Origin of the sequence: Sorangium sp. So ce1153 (assembly GCF_051521595.1) — a bacterium.
Lineage (GTDB): Bacteria > Myxococcota_A > Polyangia > Polyangiales > Polyangiaceae > Sorangium.
Map to the genome: position 1 here is coordinate 12165235 of NZ_CP150361.1, position 15038 is coordinate 12180272.

General features: G+C 71.1%; 9 protein-coding genes. 4 read left to right on the forward strand and 5 right to left on the reverse strand.

The window, feature by feature from the left end; genetic code table 11:
* Positions 1-93 precede the first annotated feature (93 nt).
* Complete coding sequence (locus WME85_RS44280) at positions 94-1308, forward strand: ammonium transporter (RefSeq protein ID WP_437830261.1); 1215 nt, start codon at positions 94-96, stop codon at positions 1306-1308.
* Between the two features lie 316 nt (positions 1309-1624).
* Positions 1625-2374, forward strand: a complete 750-nt coding sequence (locus tag WME85_RS44285; RefSeq protein WP_437830262.1) for a YebC/PmpR family DNA-binding transcriptional regulator — start codon at positions 1625-1627, stop codon at positions 2372-2374.
* A 30-nt stretch (positions 2375-2404) separates the two neighbouring features.
* On the opposite strand, the gene WME85_RS44290 is transcribed toward WME85_RS44285, so the two are convergent.
* Together WME85_RS44290 and coaBC are read right to left on the reverse strand one after the other, a co-directional pair.
* Positions 2405-3205, reverse strand: coding sequence for a CPBP family intramembrane glutamic endopeptidase (locus WME85_RS44290; RefSeq protein ID WP_437830263.1), 801 nt, complete (start codon positions 3203-3205; stop codon positions 2405-2407).
* Positions 3202-4515, reverse strand: a complete 1314-nt coding sequence (coaBC, locus tag WME85_RS44295; protein WP_437830264.1) for a bifunctional phosphopantothenoylcysteine decarboxylase/phosphopantothenate--cysteine ligase CoaBC — start codon at positions 4513-4515, stop codon at positions 3202-3204. Before coaBC ends, WME85_RS44290 begins: the two co-directional genes overlap by 4 nt.
* A 149-nt stretch (positions 4516-4664) precedes the next feature.
* Here coaBC and WME85_RS44300 point away from each other — a divergent pair, with 149 nt between their 5' ends.
* The gene (locus WME85_RS44300) at positions 4665-5192 is read left to right on the forward strand and encodes a putative signal transducing protein (RefSeq protein WP_437830265.1); all 528 of its coding nucleotides are present in this window, start codon (positions 4665-4667) and stop codon (positions 5190-5192) included.
* 224 nt (positions 5193-5416) lie between these two features.
* On the opposite strand, the gene WME85_RS44305 is transcribed toward WME85_RS44300, so the two are convergent.
* The 3 genes from WME85_RS44305 to uvrC all read right to left on the reverse strand — a co-directional run bounded on the left by WME85_RS44305 (position 5417) and on the right by uvrC (position 11225).
* Complete coding sequence (locus tag WME85_RS44305) at positions 5417-7186, reverse strand: VanW family protein (RefSeq protein WP_437830266.1); 1770 nt, start codon at positions 7184-7186, stop codon at positions 5417-5419.
* Positions 7187-7266: 80 nt separating this feature from the next.
* Complete coding sequence (locus WME85_RS44310; protein WP_437830267.1) at positions 7267-8583, reverse strand: protein kinase domain-containing protein; 1317 nt, start codon at positions 8581-8583, stop codon at positions 7267-7269.
* Positions 8584-8819: 236 nt separating this feature from the next.
* Positions 8820-11225, reverse strand: coding sequence for an excinuclease ABC subunit UvrC (uvrC, locus tag WME85_RS44315; RefSeq protein WP_437830268.1), 2406 nt, complete (start codon positions 11223-11225; stop codon positions 8820-8822).
* A 2583-nt stretch (positions 11226-13808) separates the two neighbouring features.
* On the opposite strand from uvrC, the gene WME85_RS44320 reads away from it, so the two are divergent.
* Positions 13809-14261 carry a DNA-binding protein gene (locus tag WME85_RS44320; protein WP_437305113.1) on the forward strand — a complete coding sequence of 151 codons (453 nt, stop codon included), beginning with the start codon at positions 13809-13811 and terminating at the stop codon, positions 14259-14261.
* Positions 14262-15038: the final 777 nt, after the last annotated feature.

A 15038-nucleotide genomic window follows, 5' to 3' on the forward strand; every position in this document is an offset into this window, starting at 1 on the left:
GATATGTAATGGAAATTTCCTTACCCGCAGTCAAATGCGTCCTGCTGCGGGCACGAAACCTCGTTGAAACTTTGGGCACGTTACCCCCGTGCCATGAAGATCGACACTGGGGATACGGCCTGGCTCCTCGCATCGACAGCCCTCGTCCTTTTCATGACGCCGGGCCTCGCCCTGTTCTACGGCGGCATGGTGCGCCGCAAGAACGTGCTGGCGACGCTCATGCACTCGTTCGCCGCGCTGGCGGTGATCTCGGTGCAGTGGGTGGCCCTCGGTTACTCGCTCTCGTTCGGCGCGTCGCACGGGGGGCTCATCGGCGGGTTCGAGTATGTCGGGCTGCAGGGGCTCGCGGCGGCGGAGCGCGGCACGGTGCCGCACCTCGCGTTCGCGGCGTTCCAGATGATGTTCGCGGTGATCACGCCCGCGCTCATCGCGGGGGCGTTCGCCGAGCGCATGCGGTTCCCGGCGTATCTGGTCTTCATCCTGCTCTGGTCCACGCTCGTCTATGACCCTGTCGCCCACTGGGTGTGGGCGGAGAAGGGCTGGCTCTACGAGATGGGCGCGCTCGATTTCGCGGGCGGCACCGTGGTGCACCTCGCCGCGGGCATCTCGGCGCTCGTGTGCGCGCTCGTGCTGGGCCGGCGCTCCGGGTACCCGCACGAGCGGCACGTGCCGCACAACCTGACGATGACCCTGACGGGCACGGGCATCCTCTGGTTCGGCTGGTTCGGCTTCAACGCGGGCAGCGCGCTCACCTCGGGCGGGCTCGCCTCGCTCGCGCTGCTCGACACGCACGTCGCCGCGGCGGCGGGCGGCGCCGCGTGGCTCTTCGTCGAGTGGGCGCAGCGGGGCAAGCCGACCGCCCTCGGCATCGCCTCCGGCATCGTGGCCGGCCTCGTCGGCATCACGCCGGCGGCCGGGTTCGTCGCGCCCTGGGCCGCGGTCGTGATCGGCCTGCTCGCGGGCGTGGTCTGCTACTTCGCGGTCGTCTCGAAGGAGCGCCTCCGCTACGACGACTCGCTCGACGCGTTCGGCGTGCACGGCGTGGGCGGGCTGCTCGGCGCGATCCTCACCGGCGTCTTCGCCGAGAAGGCCCTGAACGAGGCCGGCCGCGACGGCGTGATCGCCGGCAACCCGGGTCAGATGGTCCCGCAGCTCGCCGGCATCGTGGCCGTGGGGCTGTACGCCGGGATCGTGACCTTCGTGCTCCTCAAGCTGGTCGACAAGGTGATCGGCCTGCGCGTGGCCGAGAGCGACGAGCGCGAGGGCCTCGACGCCACCGAGCACGGCGAGACCGGCTACGCGCTGTAGCGCTGCAGCTCCACGGCGGGGCAACCACAGACCCCCCAGATCGTCCAGGGCTCCGGCCGCGCTCGCTCTCCTGGTAAGGAAAGGTAGGCGCGGCCGGGGCGCCGTCGTGGTTGCCTCCACCCGGGCGCACCGCTAGAGCGACAGACGGTTCGAACCGCCAGGGCGCCAGGAGCGCCAGGAGACGTCGAAGATCTCTTGGCGTTCTCGGCGTCCTGGCGTTTCTCTCTTCGAACCGATCGGTGCTCCAGCTTGCGCCGAACCTTTCCCCTGGGCGCGCGCCGCGAGCGAGCGCCCCGTCATCACGGAGCAGACAGGCATGAGCGGCCATTCCAAGTGGGCCACCATCAAGCGGAAGAAGGGCGCGCTCGACGCGAAGCGCGGCAAGCTCTTCACGAAGCTCATCAAGGAGATCACCGTCGCGTCGCGCATGGGCGGCGGAGACCCGAACGGCAACCCGCGCCTCCGCAAGGCGATCAACGACGCCAAGGGCCAGGCGATGCCCGCCGACACGATCAAGCGCGCCATCCAGCGCGGCACCGGCGAGATCGAGGGCGCGAACTACGAGGAGATCCTCTACGAAGGCACGGGCCCCAGCGGCACGCTCTTCCTCTGCGAGGCGATGACCGACAACCGGAACCGCACCGTCGCCGAGATCCGGAAGATCTTCGAGAAGAACAACGGGCAGCTCGGCGCCGGCGGCTCCGCGCAGTGGGCCTTCGAGCGCAAGGGGATCATCCTTCTCGCGAAGGACGCGGCGACCGAAGATCAGCTCATGGACATCGCCGTGGGCGCTGGCGCCGACGACTACAGCGACCAGGGCGAGGAGTGGCAGGTGCTCTCCAGCGTCGAGATGATGGACACCGTCGTGAAGGCGCTCGAGGACGCGAAGATCGCGGTGAAGTCGAACACCGCCGGCTACGTCCCCAAGAACAAGAAAGAGGTCGCGGGCCGCGACGCCGAGGTCTGTCTCAACCTCGTCGACACGCTCGACGACCACGACGACGTGCAGAACGTGTACGCCGACTTCGACGTACCCGACGAGGAGCTCGCGAAGCTCGAGGGCTGATCCGCGGCGCCGCGGTGACGCCCGCGCCCGTCACGGGCGCCAGATCGGGAAGCTCACGATCGCCCACGAGAAGAACGCGTGGGCGAAGAGCGCCGGGGGCAGGCGCCCGGTCCGGTGCACCACGCGCCCCCACACGATCGAGCAGCCGAAGCCCGCCGCGACGAGCAGCGGGTTCGGCCCGGCGACCGGATCGCCGAGCAGGAACAGCGTGGGGAGGTGCGCGGCCGCGAACAGCGCGCTCGAGAGCAGCCAGGCAGCCCCCTGGCCGAGGGGCCCCTCGAGCGCGCGCATCACGAGCCCGCGCCAGACGAGCTCCTCCAGCGCGGCCACCGCGAACACCATCGCGCCGGCGAACACGCGCGCGTCGGCCGAAGGGTCGCCGAGCTGGAGGTACAGGCGAAGGAGCCACGCCTCGCGGGGCGAGCCGCGCGGGGCGACCGCCATCTGCACCGCCATGGAGACGCCGTAGAGCGCCGCGGCGACGAGCGCGCCGCGCGCGAGGTCGCCCGACAGGGGGCGGAGCGCGGCGCGGAGCTCGCCGCGCCGGCGGAGCCACACCCCGGCCGCCGCCGCGAGGAGGACGTAGAGGGCGCCGACGGGCGCGAGCATGCCGAGCGCGCCCGCGCGCTCGGGGTCGAACGCGAGCGAGACGGCGAGCGCGACGCCGGCGGTGACCGCCGCGGCGATGAGCGCTGCCTCGCGGCGCGAGGCCCGCGGCGGCTCGCGCGGATCGGTCGACCGCGGGTCGTCCGATGAGGCCGGGGCAGCCGGAGGGGCCGCGGACGGCGGGGGCGCGGCGTCCGCGTCGACGTCGACGTCGCCCGGGATCATCGCGCGCACAGCTGCAGGACCCTGTCGAGGATGCGATCCGCGAGCACGGGCTTGGGCAGGACGCCGAGCGCGTCGGCCGCGTCGCGGGTCACGAGCGTCGCGCGGTTGTCGTCCCGGCCGAACGAGTCCGCCGCGTGGTTGGCGACGATCATGTCCACGCGCTTGCTCGCGAGCTTGTGCCGGGCATAGGCGATCACCCCCTCGTCGGTGGCGGTCTCGACGGCGAACCCGACGAGCGCGGGCGGCCGCGAGCCGTCAGCGCTCGCCGCCCCGGCGAGGCCGGCGCGCGCGGCGCCTACCTCGGCGAGCAGGTCGGGGTTCGGGACGAGCGGCAGCGTGGCGAGATCGGGGGTGCGCTTCAGCTTGGTCGCGTGCTGCTCGGCCGGGCGGTAGTCGGAGACAGCGGCCGTCATGATCAACGCGTCCGCGCCGCGCAGATCCTCGCCGAGCGCCTGCCAGAGCGCGGCGCGCATCGAGAGCGCGCCGCGCACGTCCACGCGCCGCGCGCCGGGCGGCGTGGCGAGCGACACGGGCCCGGCGATGAGCGTGACCTCCGCGCCGCGAAGCGCGGCCCGCTCGGCGATGGCGAAGCCCATCTTGCCGGTCGACCGGTTGCCGAGGAAGCGCACGGGATCGAGGTCCTCGAGCGTGGGCCCCGCGGTGACGACGACGCGAAGCCCGGCGAGATCGCGCACGGCGAGCCGCGAGAAGGCCGCGGCCGCGATCGCCGCGGGCTCGGCCATGCGCCCGAGGCCTCGCTCGCCCGAGGCGACCTCGCCGAAGACCGGCCCGACGAGCTGCACGCGCCCATCCGCCTCGAGCGTCGCGACGTTCCGCACCGTCGCGGGGTGAGCCCACATGCGCGGGTGCATCGCGGGCGCGGCGAGCACCGGCCCCTTCGCGCACAGGGCGAGCGCGGCCACGAGGTCGTCGGCGCGCCCCGCGGCGAGCCGGGCGAGCAGGTCGGCGGTCGCGGGGACGAGGAGCACGAGGTCCGCCTCGGCGGCGAGCGCGATGTGCAGCTCGCCCGCGAAGGCCGGGTCCCACATCGTGTCGCGCACCGGCTCGCCGCAGAGCCCGCTGAGCGTCATGGGCCCCAGGAACTGCTGCGCCGCGCGCGTCATGATCGGCAGCACGCGCGCGCCGCCCTGGATCAAGAGACGAGCGACCTCGGCGGCCTTGTAGGCGGCGATGCTGCCAGAGACCGCGAGCGCGACGGTCGGCAGCGTGCCGGCCGAGGTGGAGCCGGCAGCGGGTGGCGCGGGGGCGCTCGGGCGGGGCGCGGGAGGTGACGGAGTTCGGCCGGACATGGCGCAGGAGCCAACGTGGGTCGGGGATCCGCTCCGCGGTCCCCTGCGAACTGGGTCGGGGATCCGCTCCGCGGTCCCCGACGACCCACCGTGGCATGAAAACGGGCGGTCGTACACGCTGCGCCGCGGGCGGATGCTAGCCTCGTGAGGTGCGCTCTTTCGATCGGCCTCGGGGCCGCGTCCCGGCGGGCTCCGAGCAGCTCATCACGGTGGCGACCTACAGCGAGTCCGTCGAGGCGCAGATGGGACGATCGGCCCTGTCCGCTCACGGCATCCGCGCCTTCATCGCCGATGAGCACGTGGCGACGCTGACCCCCCACTACATCGGCAGGTCTCTCGGGATCCGACTCCAGGTGCCGCGCGCAGATCTGGAGCGAGCGGCCGAGATCCTGAAGCCGCCGGCTGTCGACGACGATCGAGAGATCGAGGAAGAGGACGAAGCAGACGAGCTCGACGGGCCCAAGTGCCCGGCGTGCGCGGCGCGCTACGCGTACCGCGAGTGGGCGCTGAGTCAGGTCCTCGTCATCATCGCGCTGCTCGGGCTGCCGCTGCTCGTGATGAAGAAGCGCTGGCACTGCCGCAAGTGCGACACGTTCTGGGCGCCGGGAGCGACCACGCCGAGGATGGGCAACCCCTACCGCGCGCCGCGCGGGGCCGCGCTGCGGGCGAAGAGCTAGAGCGACAAACGGTTTGAAACCACGAGAAAAAGCAGAAATTTCACAGGGAGGCGGGGAGGCGGGGAGCGAGAGACGGCAAGAGAAAGAACTTCATTTTTTTCTTCCTCCCCACCTCCCCGCCTCCCTGTGAAATTTCTCCGGGTCTCAACGTGATCGATATCTAGCGCCGGTCGTGCGGCGCGGCAGCGCTGGAGAGGCCGCCCGCGAGCGCTGCCGCCGCCCGATCAGCCGTCGTCCTCGGCCTTCTTCCGGCGCCGCTTCTTGCTGGTGCCGTCCTTCGTCTCGTCGGCCGCGGGGTCCTTCTCCTTCTGCCCGCGGGCATCTCGCCGCGCCTTGCCCTCGGCCGCTGGCTCGCTCGCGCGCTGCACGATGTCGGCGCCCTCGGCGGGCGCGGCGTCCTCCCCCCGCGCGCGGGCGCCCTCCTTCTCCGCTTCGGCGCGCTCGTCCCCCTTCGCGCGGAAGGTGCCGAACCCCGCGCGATCGGTCCAGCCGCGCTCGCCCGTGAGCCCCGGCTCGCGGCTCTCGACGGTGCCACCGCCCGGCTCGGGGCCGGTCGCGCCGGGCGTGCGGACGTCCGGGCCCTGCGTGACGACGAGGTACTCGTCAGCCACGTACTCGGGGTGGTTGTCGTCGGCCGCCTTGAACTCCGGGTCGCGCGGGCCGCTCCCGACGTGGATGATCTGCGTGGTCGGCGGGTAGCTGTCGCTCCACTTCTCGCGCACCGCATAGGCGCCGTCGCGGACGACCCGCGAGCTCGTCGTCCTGAAGCCGGGGATGCCGCGCTGGGCGAGCGCCCGTGTCCCGTCGGGCAGCTTCGGCGTCGGGCGCTCCAGCTCCTCGAACGGGATGACCTCGTCGATGCGACGGAAATACGTGACCGTGAGCTTGCGCGAGGGCCCGAGGATCTCGGCGCGCACGACGCCGCCGGCCACCGTCTCGTGGAGCACGATCGGGAAGTCGAACGGGTTCCTGAAGCGGTAGTTGATCGTCGGGTAGACGACGGTCGCGTCGAGGCCGAGCTTGATGTAGTAGCTCGGGCGGGAGTGCGGGTAGCGCTCGACGATCTCGAGCCCGGCGAAGAACGCGGCGCCGTGAAGCGTGCCCGAGATCTGGCAGGTGCCGCCGCCGAGCCCGTCGACGAGCTCTCCCTGGGCGATGACGGGGGCGACGCGGTAGCCGTGCGCCTCGTCGCGCGGGCCGACCGTCTCGTTGAAGTCGAAGATCTCGCCCGGCATGACGACCACGCCGTCGAGCCTCGAGGCGGCCAGCCTGAGGTTGTACGTCCGCTCCTTGGACCTCGCCCCCGTCGCGTAGCGCGTCTCGAAGTAGCCGAGCACCTGATCGAACTTGACGTTGCCGAGCTGCTCCGCGACGAGCTTCGGCGCGATCGTCTCGACGCTGGCCAGCGCCGTGTCCTCGCCCGCCCGCAGGGCAGCGTCGATCCGCGCGAGGGTGCCGTAGACGTCCAGCCGATAGCCGATCTTCTCGGGCTTGAGCTGCCTCGCCTCGAGGTCGACGTAGGCGTCGACCGCCGGCGCGTCGAGCTCGACCTTCAGGTCGAGCAGCTTGCTGATCGCCCGCTCGGAGTCGAGGAGGAGCGGGATCGGGATGTCGAGCGGCGCATCCTCGTCCTTCCGCTCGTGCGCGCGGCGGAGCGCGCTCTCCGGGCGGAGCGCCTCGCGGACGAACTCGGCGAGGCGGACCCGGTTGATCTCGACGCCGAGATCGTTGCGGCGGAGCGCGCGCGCGGAGCCGTCAGGGAGCACGATCCGGATCTCCCCGGTGGCGTAGCGGCGCACGAGATCGAGCGCGTTCGCCACGACGTCGCCGCCCGCCGGCACCGGCGCCTCCGCGACGCGGAGCACCGGCGGCGGCTTCGGGCCGTCATCCGCCGGCGGCGGCAGCACGAGGTAGGTGATGACCAGGCCGCTCGTGACGAAGATCGCCACCAGCGCGGCGAACCGCCAGAGCTCCGGCGAGCGGCGAAGATCCATGCGAGGGCGGGCATCTTGAAAAGCCTTCCCCGAGCCGTCAAGGAAACGCCGCGGCGGCGTCGACGCGGGCGCGCGCGCCGCTACGGGTCAGCGTCCCGGGAGCGGCGCGGGACCTTCGAGGCGGCGCGCGCGGCCCTGAGGAGCGGCTCCTTGATGGAGCGCGCCGGGGAAACGAGCAGCGAGCCCCGCTCGCGCGGCGCGCCTCGGCGCAGCGCGGACCCGAGGAGGTACGCGCCCGCGAGCGCCGCGAGCACCGCCAGACAGACGGCGGCGACGGGGACGAGCCAGCGCCGCGGCGGGTGAGCGGGCGGAGGGACGCTGCGCGGCGCGGTCGTGTCGCGCTCCACGATCGCGCGCCCGGGACGGGCGACGGCTTGAGGCGAGCTCGGCCGGGGGGGCGGATAGTCGTGGTCGGCCGAGCGCTCGCGCGCGATCTGCATGGCCTCCTGGATCGCGACGCGCCGCCGCTCGCCGCGCGGGCCGAGCAGCTGCTGCATCAGCACAGCGAGCTCATCGGGCGTGGCGAGCGGCACCGTCGGCGCCAGCTGCTCGATCGCGCGGCGCAGGTCGGCCATCGTGGCGAAGCGCTCGTCCCTCGACTTCGCGAGCGCCCTCATGAGGATGCGATCGACGCTCTCCGGCAGCGCGGGGGCGAGGGTCCGCGCCGGCTCGGCCGCGGCCTTGTCGCAGATGCGGCGCACCGTCGCCGGCTCGTTCTCGGCGAGGAACGGGTGCTTGCCCGTCACGAGCTGGTAGAAGACGATCCCGAGCGTGAAGACGTCGGTGCGCCGATCGATCGGCTCGCTGCTCGCCTGCTCCGGCGACATGTACGCGTATTTGCCCTTCACCTGCCCGACCTGGGTGCGCTGCAGGTTCGAGGCGGCCTTGGCCACGCCGAAGTCGAGGATCTTCACGGACCCGTCGTAGCCGACCAGGATGTTCTGCGGCGAGACGTCGCGGTGAACGAGGCCGACGAGCTTGCCGTCGCGGCCGCGCAGCTCGTGCGCCGCGTGCAGGCCGAGGGCCGCCTCGGCCACGATGCGGAGCGCGAGGGGGAGCGGCAGGCCGCCGCGCGCCTTGCTCTCGCGGAGAACGAGGTTGAGCGGCTCACCGTCGATGAGCTCCATCACCTGATAGAGGACGCCGTCCTCCTCGCCCACATCGATGGTCTCGGCGACGTTCGGGTGGTGGATCTGCGAGACCAGCGTGGCCTCGTCCAGGAACATCGCCTCGAAGTCGGGGTCGTCGCTCAGCTCGGCGCGCAGCAGCTTGACGGCGACGATCCTCGGGAGCTGGCCGCTCGTTCGAGCGGCCCACACCGAGGCCATGCCCCCGAGCGCAATTGGGACGAGGAGCTCATAGCGACCGAGCGTATGGCCAGCGCGTACTTCTCCCATGGTGCTCACGTGCCGCGTAGCCCCGGCGAGGGAGGCAATCCCCACCGGGAATCGAGCCTTCCGAGCGCGGCCTCATGAGGACGGGTCAGCAAATTGCGCTCGGTGTACGAGGTGTAGCTCTTGATCGAAGATCGACATCGGGCGCCCGGATTGCGGCCGGGCGCCCGACGTTCGGATCGTCGCAGAGAACGCCTTGGCGCTCAACCGGGAACGCTATTCAGTCACAGCGTGATCTTTCACCGGTCCGCCCCGGATCGGCGGGCACGCTCGCGTCTACCGCGTGAGCCCCGAGGCCTGGAGGGCTCGCCGCCGTCCTCGACCGGCGCGTCGGCCTGCGAGGGCTCAGGAGACGGGATGACCTTGCGCAGCGCGGACAGATGACGCTTGGTGACACCTGTCACCGCCAGGATCTGAGCGTCGGTCGCGCGACGCACTGCCTCCAGGGAGCCGAGCTCCCGGAGGAGCGCCGTCCTCACCGCGCTGCCGAGCCCCGGGATGTCCTCGATCTCCGAGCGGAGGCGCCGCGCCTTGCCGAGCCGCTTGCGCGCGTGGTTTGCGAAGCGGTGCGCCTCGTCGCGCGCGCGCGCCAGGAAGAAGAGGGCGGAGCTCGTCGAGCGGAGCGGGATACCGTTCTTCTGACCGGGAAGGTAGACGCGGTCGACGAGCTTCTCGCCGGCCTGCGTCTCCCGTTCCTTCGCGAGGCCCACGATCGGGAGGCCGTGGAGCCCGAGATCGCGCGCCGCGGACAGCGCGACCTGAAGCTGGCCGCGGCCGCCGTCGACCACGAGCAGATCCGGCAGATCCCACTCGGTTCCACCGGCCTCTGCGCTCTTCGCCGCCTCCTGCGCTGGACCGGCAGCCGCTCGCGCGGCGGTCGCGGGCACCTCTGCAGTCGCCGCCTCCGGCGGAGCATCGCTCGCTGTCGCCAGGCCCGTTTCCTCCTCAACCACGTCGCCCTCGGGCGCGTCGCTCTCGGGTGCGTCGTTCTCTACCGCGTCGCTCTCCAGCGCGTCGTTCTCGGGTGCGTCGTTCTCTACCGCGTCGCTCTCCAGCGCGTCGTTCTCGGGTGCGTCGTTCTCTACCGCGTCGCTCTCCAGCGCGTCGCCCTCTGTCACGTCGCTCTCTGTCAGCTCGCCCTCGATCGCGTCGCTCTCCAGCGCGTCGCTCTCTGTCATGTCGCTCGCGACCGCCTCGGAGGTGCCGAGGGCGGCGGCCTCGCTGTCCGCGACGGGCTGCGGGCTCGCCGGCCGGGCGGCCTTGCCGCGACGAAAACGGCGCGCGAGCACCTCGTACATGGCAGCGTAGTCGTCCCCGTCGGCCACGCTCTTCACGTTGAAGCTGCGGTAGCGCTTCTTGTCCGGCTGGCCATCGAGGAGCGCCACGATCGAGCCCACGGTGTCGCCGCCGCCGAGATGCGAGATGTCGCAGCACTCGATGCGACGCGGGAGCGTCGGGAGGCGGAGGCGCTCCCTGAGCTCCTCGAGCCGGGCCTCGAGATCGTCGGAGCTCCTCTGCTTTTCACGGAACGCGTGAGCTGCGTTCTCGTTCGCCATCTTGAGCACATCCACGCGAGGACCGCGCTGAGGAACGAAGAGCGCCACCTTGCGGCCGCGCCGATCGCCGAGCCACTCCGCCACGCCCTCTGCGCCGTCGGGCAACACCGGCACGAGGACCTCATCGGGGATCGTGGTGGACGCGACGCCATAGTACTCGTTCAGGAAGCCGCCGAGCACCTCGTCGTCCGGCAGCTCCATGTTGCGGAGCGAGAAGGACAGCGTGTCTGTCACGCGCCCCTGGCGCACCAGGATCACCTCGACCTCCACGAGCGTCCCCTCGCGGTAGATGCCCACCACGTCTTGATCGACGTCTTTCACATAGACGACGCGCTGGGCCTCCCGCACCGCCTCGACCGCCCGGAGCTGATCGCGGTAGATGGCGGCGCGCTCGAACTCGAGCTCCCGCGACGCGTCCCGCATTCGTACGGTGAGCTCGCCCGTGAGCTCGTCGTGGCGCCCTTCGAGGAAGAGCGCGACCGAGCGGACCATCTCCGAATAGAGCTCCCGGTCCACATCCATCACGCAAGGCGCGAGGCAACGCTTGATCTGGTACTGCAGGCAAGGGCGGCGGCGCGACGCCATCTCGGCGTCGGAGCAGGTGCGGAGCTGGAAGTGCTTGTTGACCAGGTGGAGCGTCCGCCGCGCGCTCGTCGCCGAGTGGTAGGGGCCGAAATACCGGGCCTTGTCCGGGGCGGGACGGCGGACCGTCTCGAGCATCGGCCACTCCTTCTGCGTGTCGAGCTTGAGGCAGAGGAAGTCCTTGTCGTCGCGCAGCTTGACGTTGAACCGCGGCTTGTGCTGCTTGACGAGCTCGTTCTCGAGTACGGCCGCTTCCTTCTCGGTGGCCGTCACCACCGTCTCCAGATCGGCCACGATTTTCCGGAGTATCGGGATGAAGTAGCGGGCGTCGCTCCCGCTCTCCTGAAAGTAGCTCCGGACGCGCGAGCGCAGGCTCTTCGCCTTGCCGACGTAGACGACGGCGCCGGTCTTGTCGATGAAGAGGTAGCAGCCCGGCTTGGTCGGGAGCGACGCGAGCTTGGCTGCGACGAGGGCTTCGGGATCCTGCTTGGCGCTCGGGTTGACCACGGCCGGAACGATCTAGAAGTCGCGCGCGCCGGCAGCAAGCGCCCCGATCACGGCGCCTCCGGCAGAGAGGCCGGCGCGGCCCGCGCCGGCTCTCCTTCACGTCTCGAAAGCGCCGTCATGAGACGCGCGCGGCGCAGCTCGCCACCGAGGCAGAGGCGGAACGCCCAGGTCGAGATCTCGCGCGGGTCGCCCGGCCCGACCGCGACGTCCCCCCGGAGTCACCGCTGGCGAGCTCGCTCGCTGTCTCGGCGTCCGAGGCGATCACCGGATGCAGGGTGGAGTCCTTCCTCCATGGAGAGCAGGGCGGCGCGGACGCGAGGTCGACGCGAAGAAAGGTGACACGCGGCTTGCTGGCGTGACCGGTCGCTGCGCCGCGCGCCGACGCCCTGGGGGCGAGACGGCGACGGATCTAGCCCTGCGCGCGCGCGCCGCCGGCGCGAACATACGCGCATCGTCAAACGCTTCGCGGCGCGCCGCGCATGCGGTCGCGCTGCTCTCATGACCAGCGCTCGCCGCGACACCGAGGTGTGGCGCGAACGGCGGAGGGGCTGTGGCCGACACGAGAGGCGCGCCGCGGAGCTCGTCGAGCTCCACCGGCGTGAGCGCGCCCGAGCGGCTCGGCGCGATGAGCGCGCGGCCCTCACCGGGGCAGGGTCGCGGCGGCCGGCGGCGCAGCGCCGTTGCCTGCGCGTGCGGTGAGGCCGTCCTGATCACGCAGGTGTCGCCCTGGCGTGTCTCGCCATCGACCGTCCGGTGGGCGGCGGAGACGACTGCGGAGATGGCTCACCGCGATCAACGCGCCGCGCGGCGGTCCTCGATCGGGGAGTGGGCACGGCAGGGTCTTCGCAGGAGGAGGCCTGGGGTGTCGGGCGTTCCCGCCGCGTGGGCGATCGCCTCTTCGCCTCGGTCGCAATCCGGCGCGACTCGTCGTCGCGCCATCGCGCCCAGTCCGTCTGGAGCTTCTCGACCTTGAGAAAGGCCGCCCGCTGGAGAGCGAGGTTGCCCATACCGGCCACCCGCTGTCCGCTTGTCCTTGCCGTAGCTGCGCTTCGGGTTCTCCCCGCTAGCCACTTTCAGCCCGCCGGGCGCCACGGTGACGGGCATGTGGCTGGGAGACCGGCCGGAGCTCCATCGTTACCGCGCACCCTCTAATCAGGTTGCCTGAACCCGAAAGGACTTGTATGGTCGTAACACCACCAGCGACTGCCCGTTCGATACCCGGGTCCTGTGGCCAGAAGGCATCGGCGGACTGAGCCTGCGGCACCACCGGGCTCGTATCTGGTTCCCGTTCGCTGCCGTCCAGGTGGGCCACCGCGCCTGGTGTCGGGTAGACCCCGAGGTGGGAGTGCGCGTCGAGCATCCGAGGAGTGACGAACTGTCCAGCAGCGTCCACCACCACCGCCCCGCCCTGGGGTTCGATGTCGCCTCCGGCGGCGGCGGCGAGCTTCGCCCGCGGTCGCAGGGGCGAGCCGCGGACGAGCGTCACCCTGGTGCCCAGCGCGAGTGTCACCCGGCGAGTCAGGATCGGCGGCTGAGCAGGAGCGGCGGCCTCGTGACCTCCCGCGGGCGGACTTCCGGCTTGCCAGGGCGGCCGACGGAGCTCGGACGCGACCAGGGGTTTGGGCGACACGGCCACAGGCTGGGCAGCTCCAGCACAGCCGCAAAAAGATGCAGCCAGGCACAAGGCGATGTGGCCTGGGGGGTGCACTCTGGGGGGTGGGCCGAGTGGGCTGAGTGGGCTGGGTGGACGCGTACGCCTCGGGACGTCGCCTCGATCCGCCAGGGGGATGTCCTGGCAGGTGGGAGCGGCAGCCCTCATGAAACCAACAGCGCCGGAGGGCGGCTCGGCTGCCGACACGTTGCGGTCGATCCCGGAGAGCAGCGCGGCCACGAGACGAAAGCTCGGGCATACGGATACGCCGCTGGGGCGGGGCGGAATGCAGAAGTGAAAGGCTCGAGCCTCCGTTCCAGCCCACCGGGGATGGACTGGAACGGCGACCTCGGCCATGACACCTTTCCTCATCGAGGCCGACTCGCCGGGGGGGTCACACCCCTCCGCGCGCCCTCGGGTCAGGCGCGCGACGCGGTCGCGGCGCGGTGGGTCGCTTGTGTCCGGAGCACAGGAAAGCAAATCTTCGTGGGAATGTCGCCGGCTCCCCTCGGTTACTGGGCTGGCCCAGGGAGCCCGCTGAGCGGCGCAGAGAAGAGCGCGGCGCTGTCCATCGCACCCTTGCTCGGTTTGGGCAGAGCCTGGCTTCGCGGAGCGACGCCACCTGGCCTGGCTGCGCCGGGTCTGGCCACTGAGCTTGGCTGCCCCGCGCAGGGCCATCGGGCCTGGCGCCGCTCCGCGACGCGCGACGCGCGGCGCGCGGCGCGACTGGAGCAGCGTCGCTCCGCGATGTCACAGGGAGGAGCGGTGGCTGGAGTCCGGCTCGACCGGTCGCCCCAGCACGCCATGACCGGACGGGGACCTCGCCAGCTCGGGTTCCCGACCCATGTTGAGAGGACACCTCTCGAATTATTTTCAAGCAAGACGCTGATCAGCAGTTGACAACTCTAGCTATTCATGGGACGCGAGATCCAATGAGCAACGTCGAACAAGAAATCAGAAGCCACGTTGATGCATTTGTCTCCCAGCTGAGCGGACTTGTCCGCAAAGCGGCTCTCGAAGCGGTCGCCGACGCGCTGCGAGGGGAGGGCCAGCCGGTCGCTGCCGCCGCCGCGCCGCGCAAGGCAGGTCGGGCCAAGGCCGCTCCTCAGCAGCCCGCGGAGGTCAAGAAGGCGGCAGGGCGCCCTGCTCGCGCCGCGAAGCCCACCCGCAAGAAGGGCGAGAAGCGCTCGAAGGAAGAGCTCGCCGCGATGACGCAGAAGGTCCTGGAGCACATCCGCGCCAACAGCGGCCAGGGCGTGGAGCAGATCGCCAAGGATCTGGGCACCACGACCAAGGAGCTGACCCTGCCGATTCGGAAGCTGCTCGTCGAGAAGAAGATCACGTCGAAAGGAGAGAAGCGGGCTACCAAGTACTTTTCGCGCTAAAGCCGGCGCGAACCTCCGCCAGGCGGGTCCGGCCGCGCCAGCCGAGGTCGACGTCCAGCCTGCCTCCAAGCCCAGCAGGGGAGATCGCGGCGAGCCGGGATCTCCCCAGGCGGGCGTGGACACGTCGCACATCGGAGCGGAGCAAGCTCCGCTGCCGTACACGCCTCAGGACACCCCCCAGGCAGACTCCCCCAGCAATGTCTCCTCCGCGTAGCACGGTGGAGACATCAGCTCGCTCCATCTCTCGGTCCCTGCCCGACCGCTGGTGAGCAGCCCGACCCGTCGATACGGGGTCGGCTGCTCTCGGCGGTCTCTGGGCGCAGGGGTCCGCTCCGGTGCCCAGGACGCTGCCTCACCTCGATGTCGCGCCCGCCGTGCTCCTGTCGTCCTTGGATGGCTCCTGGGAGACGGAGGATGCCATGCAGCTCGGCCCCCAACATGTCGTGGGCCGACATCGATGGACCACCATATCTAGCTACCTGACGCTGGTGCGTGGTCGAGAGTGCCAACCGGGCAGAGCACGATCGGCGCTGCGAGCGAGCATGCTGCCGTGAGCGCTTGGCGCGCTCCGCGTCCATCGCGAACCCTCCCTGAGCGAGCGCGCCCTGGAGCAACGCGGCGCGCCAGCGTGATCTTGGAAGCCAACCTACCTCTACGGACGTCTGAACAGGACGCCCTAGGCGGATATTGCTACTTTGCAGTGCTGGCGAGCCTGGCGTTTCCTCAGCGCAGTCCTCCGAACGCCTCTCGCCGAGGCGCGTGAGCGCTCTCCCGATA

Bases quoted from the DNA above. Each gene is read 5' to 3' on its own strand.
- WME85_RS44320 (WP_437305113.1), top strand. From the start codon at position 13,809: ATGAGCAACGTCGAACAAGAAATCAGAAGCCACGTTGATGCATTTGTC.
- WME85_RS44305 (WP_437830266.1), bottom strand. From the start codon at position 7,186: ATGGATCTTCGCCGCTCGCCGGAGCTCTGGCGGTTCGCCGCGCTGGTG.
- coaBC (WP_437830264.1), bottom strand. From the start codon at position 4,515: ATGTCCGGCCGAACTCCGTCACCTCCCGCGCCCCGCCCGAGCGCCCCC.
- WME85_RS44285 (WP_437830262.1), top strand. From the start codon at position 1,625: ATGAGCGGCCATTCCAAGTGGGCCACCATCAAGCGGAAGAAGGGCGCG.
- WME85_RS44290 (WP_437830263.1), bottom strand. From the start codon at position 3,205: ATGATCCCGGGCGACGTCGACGTCGACGCGGACGCCGCGCCCCCGCCG.
- WME85_RS44310 (WP_437830267.1), bottom strand. From the start codon at position 8,583: ATGGGAGAAGTACGCGCTGGCCATACGCTCGGTCGCTATGAGCTCCTC.
- WME85_RS44280 (WP_437830261.1), top strand. From the start codon at position 94: ATGAAGATCGACACTGGGGATACGGCCTGGCTCCTCGCATCGACAGCC.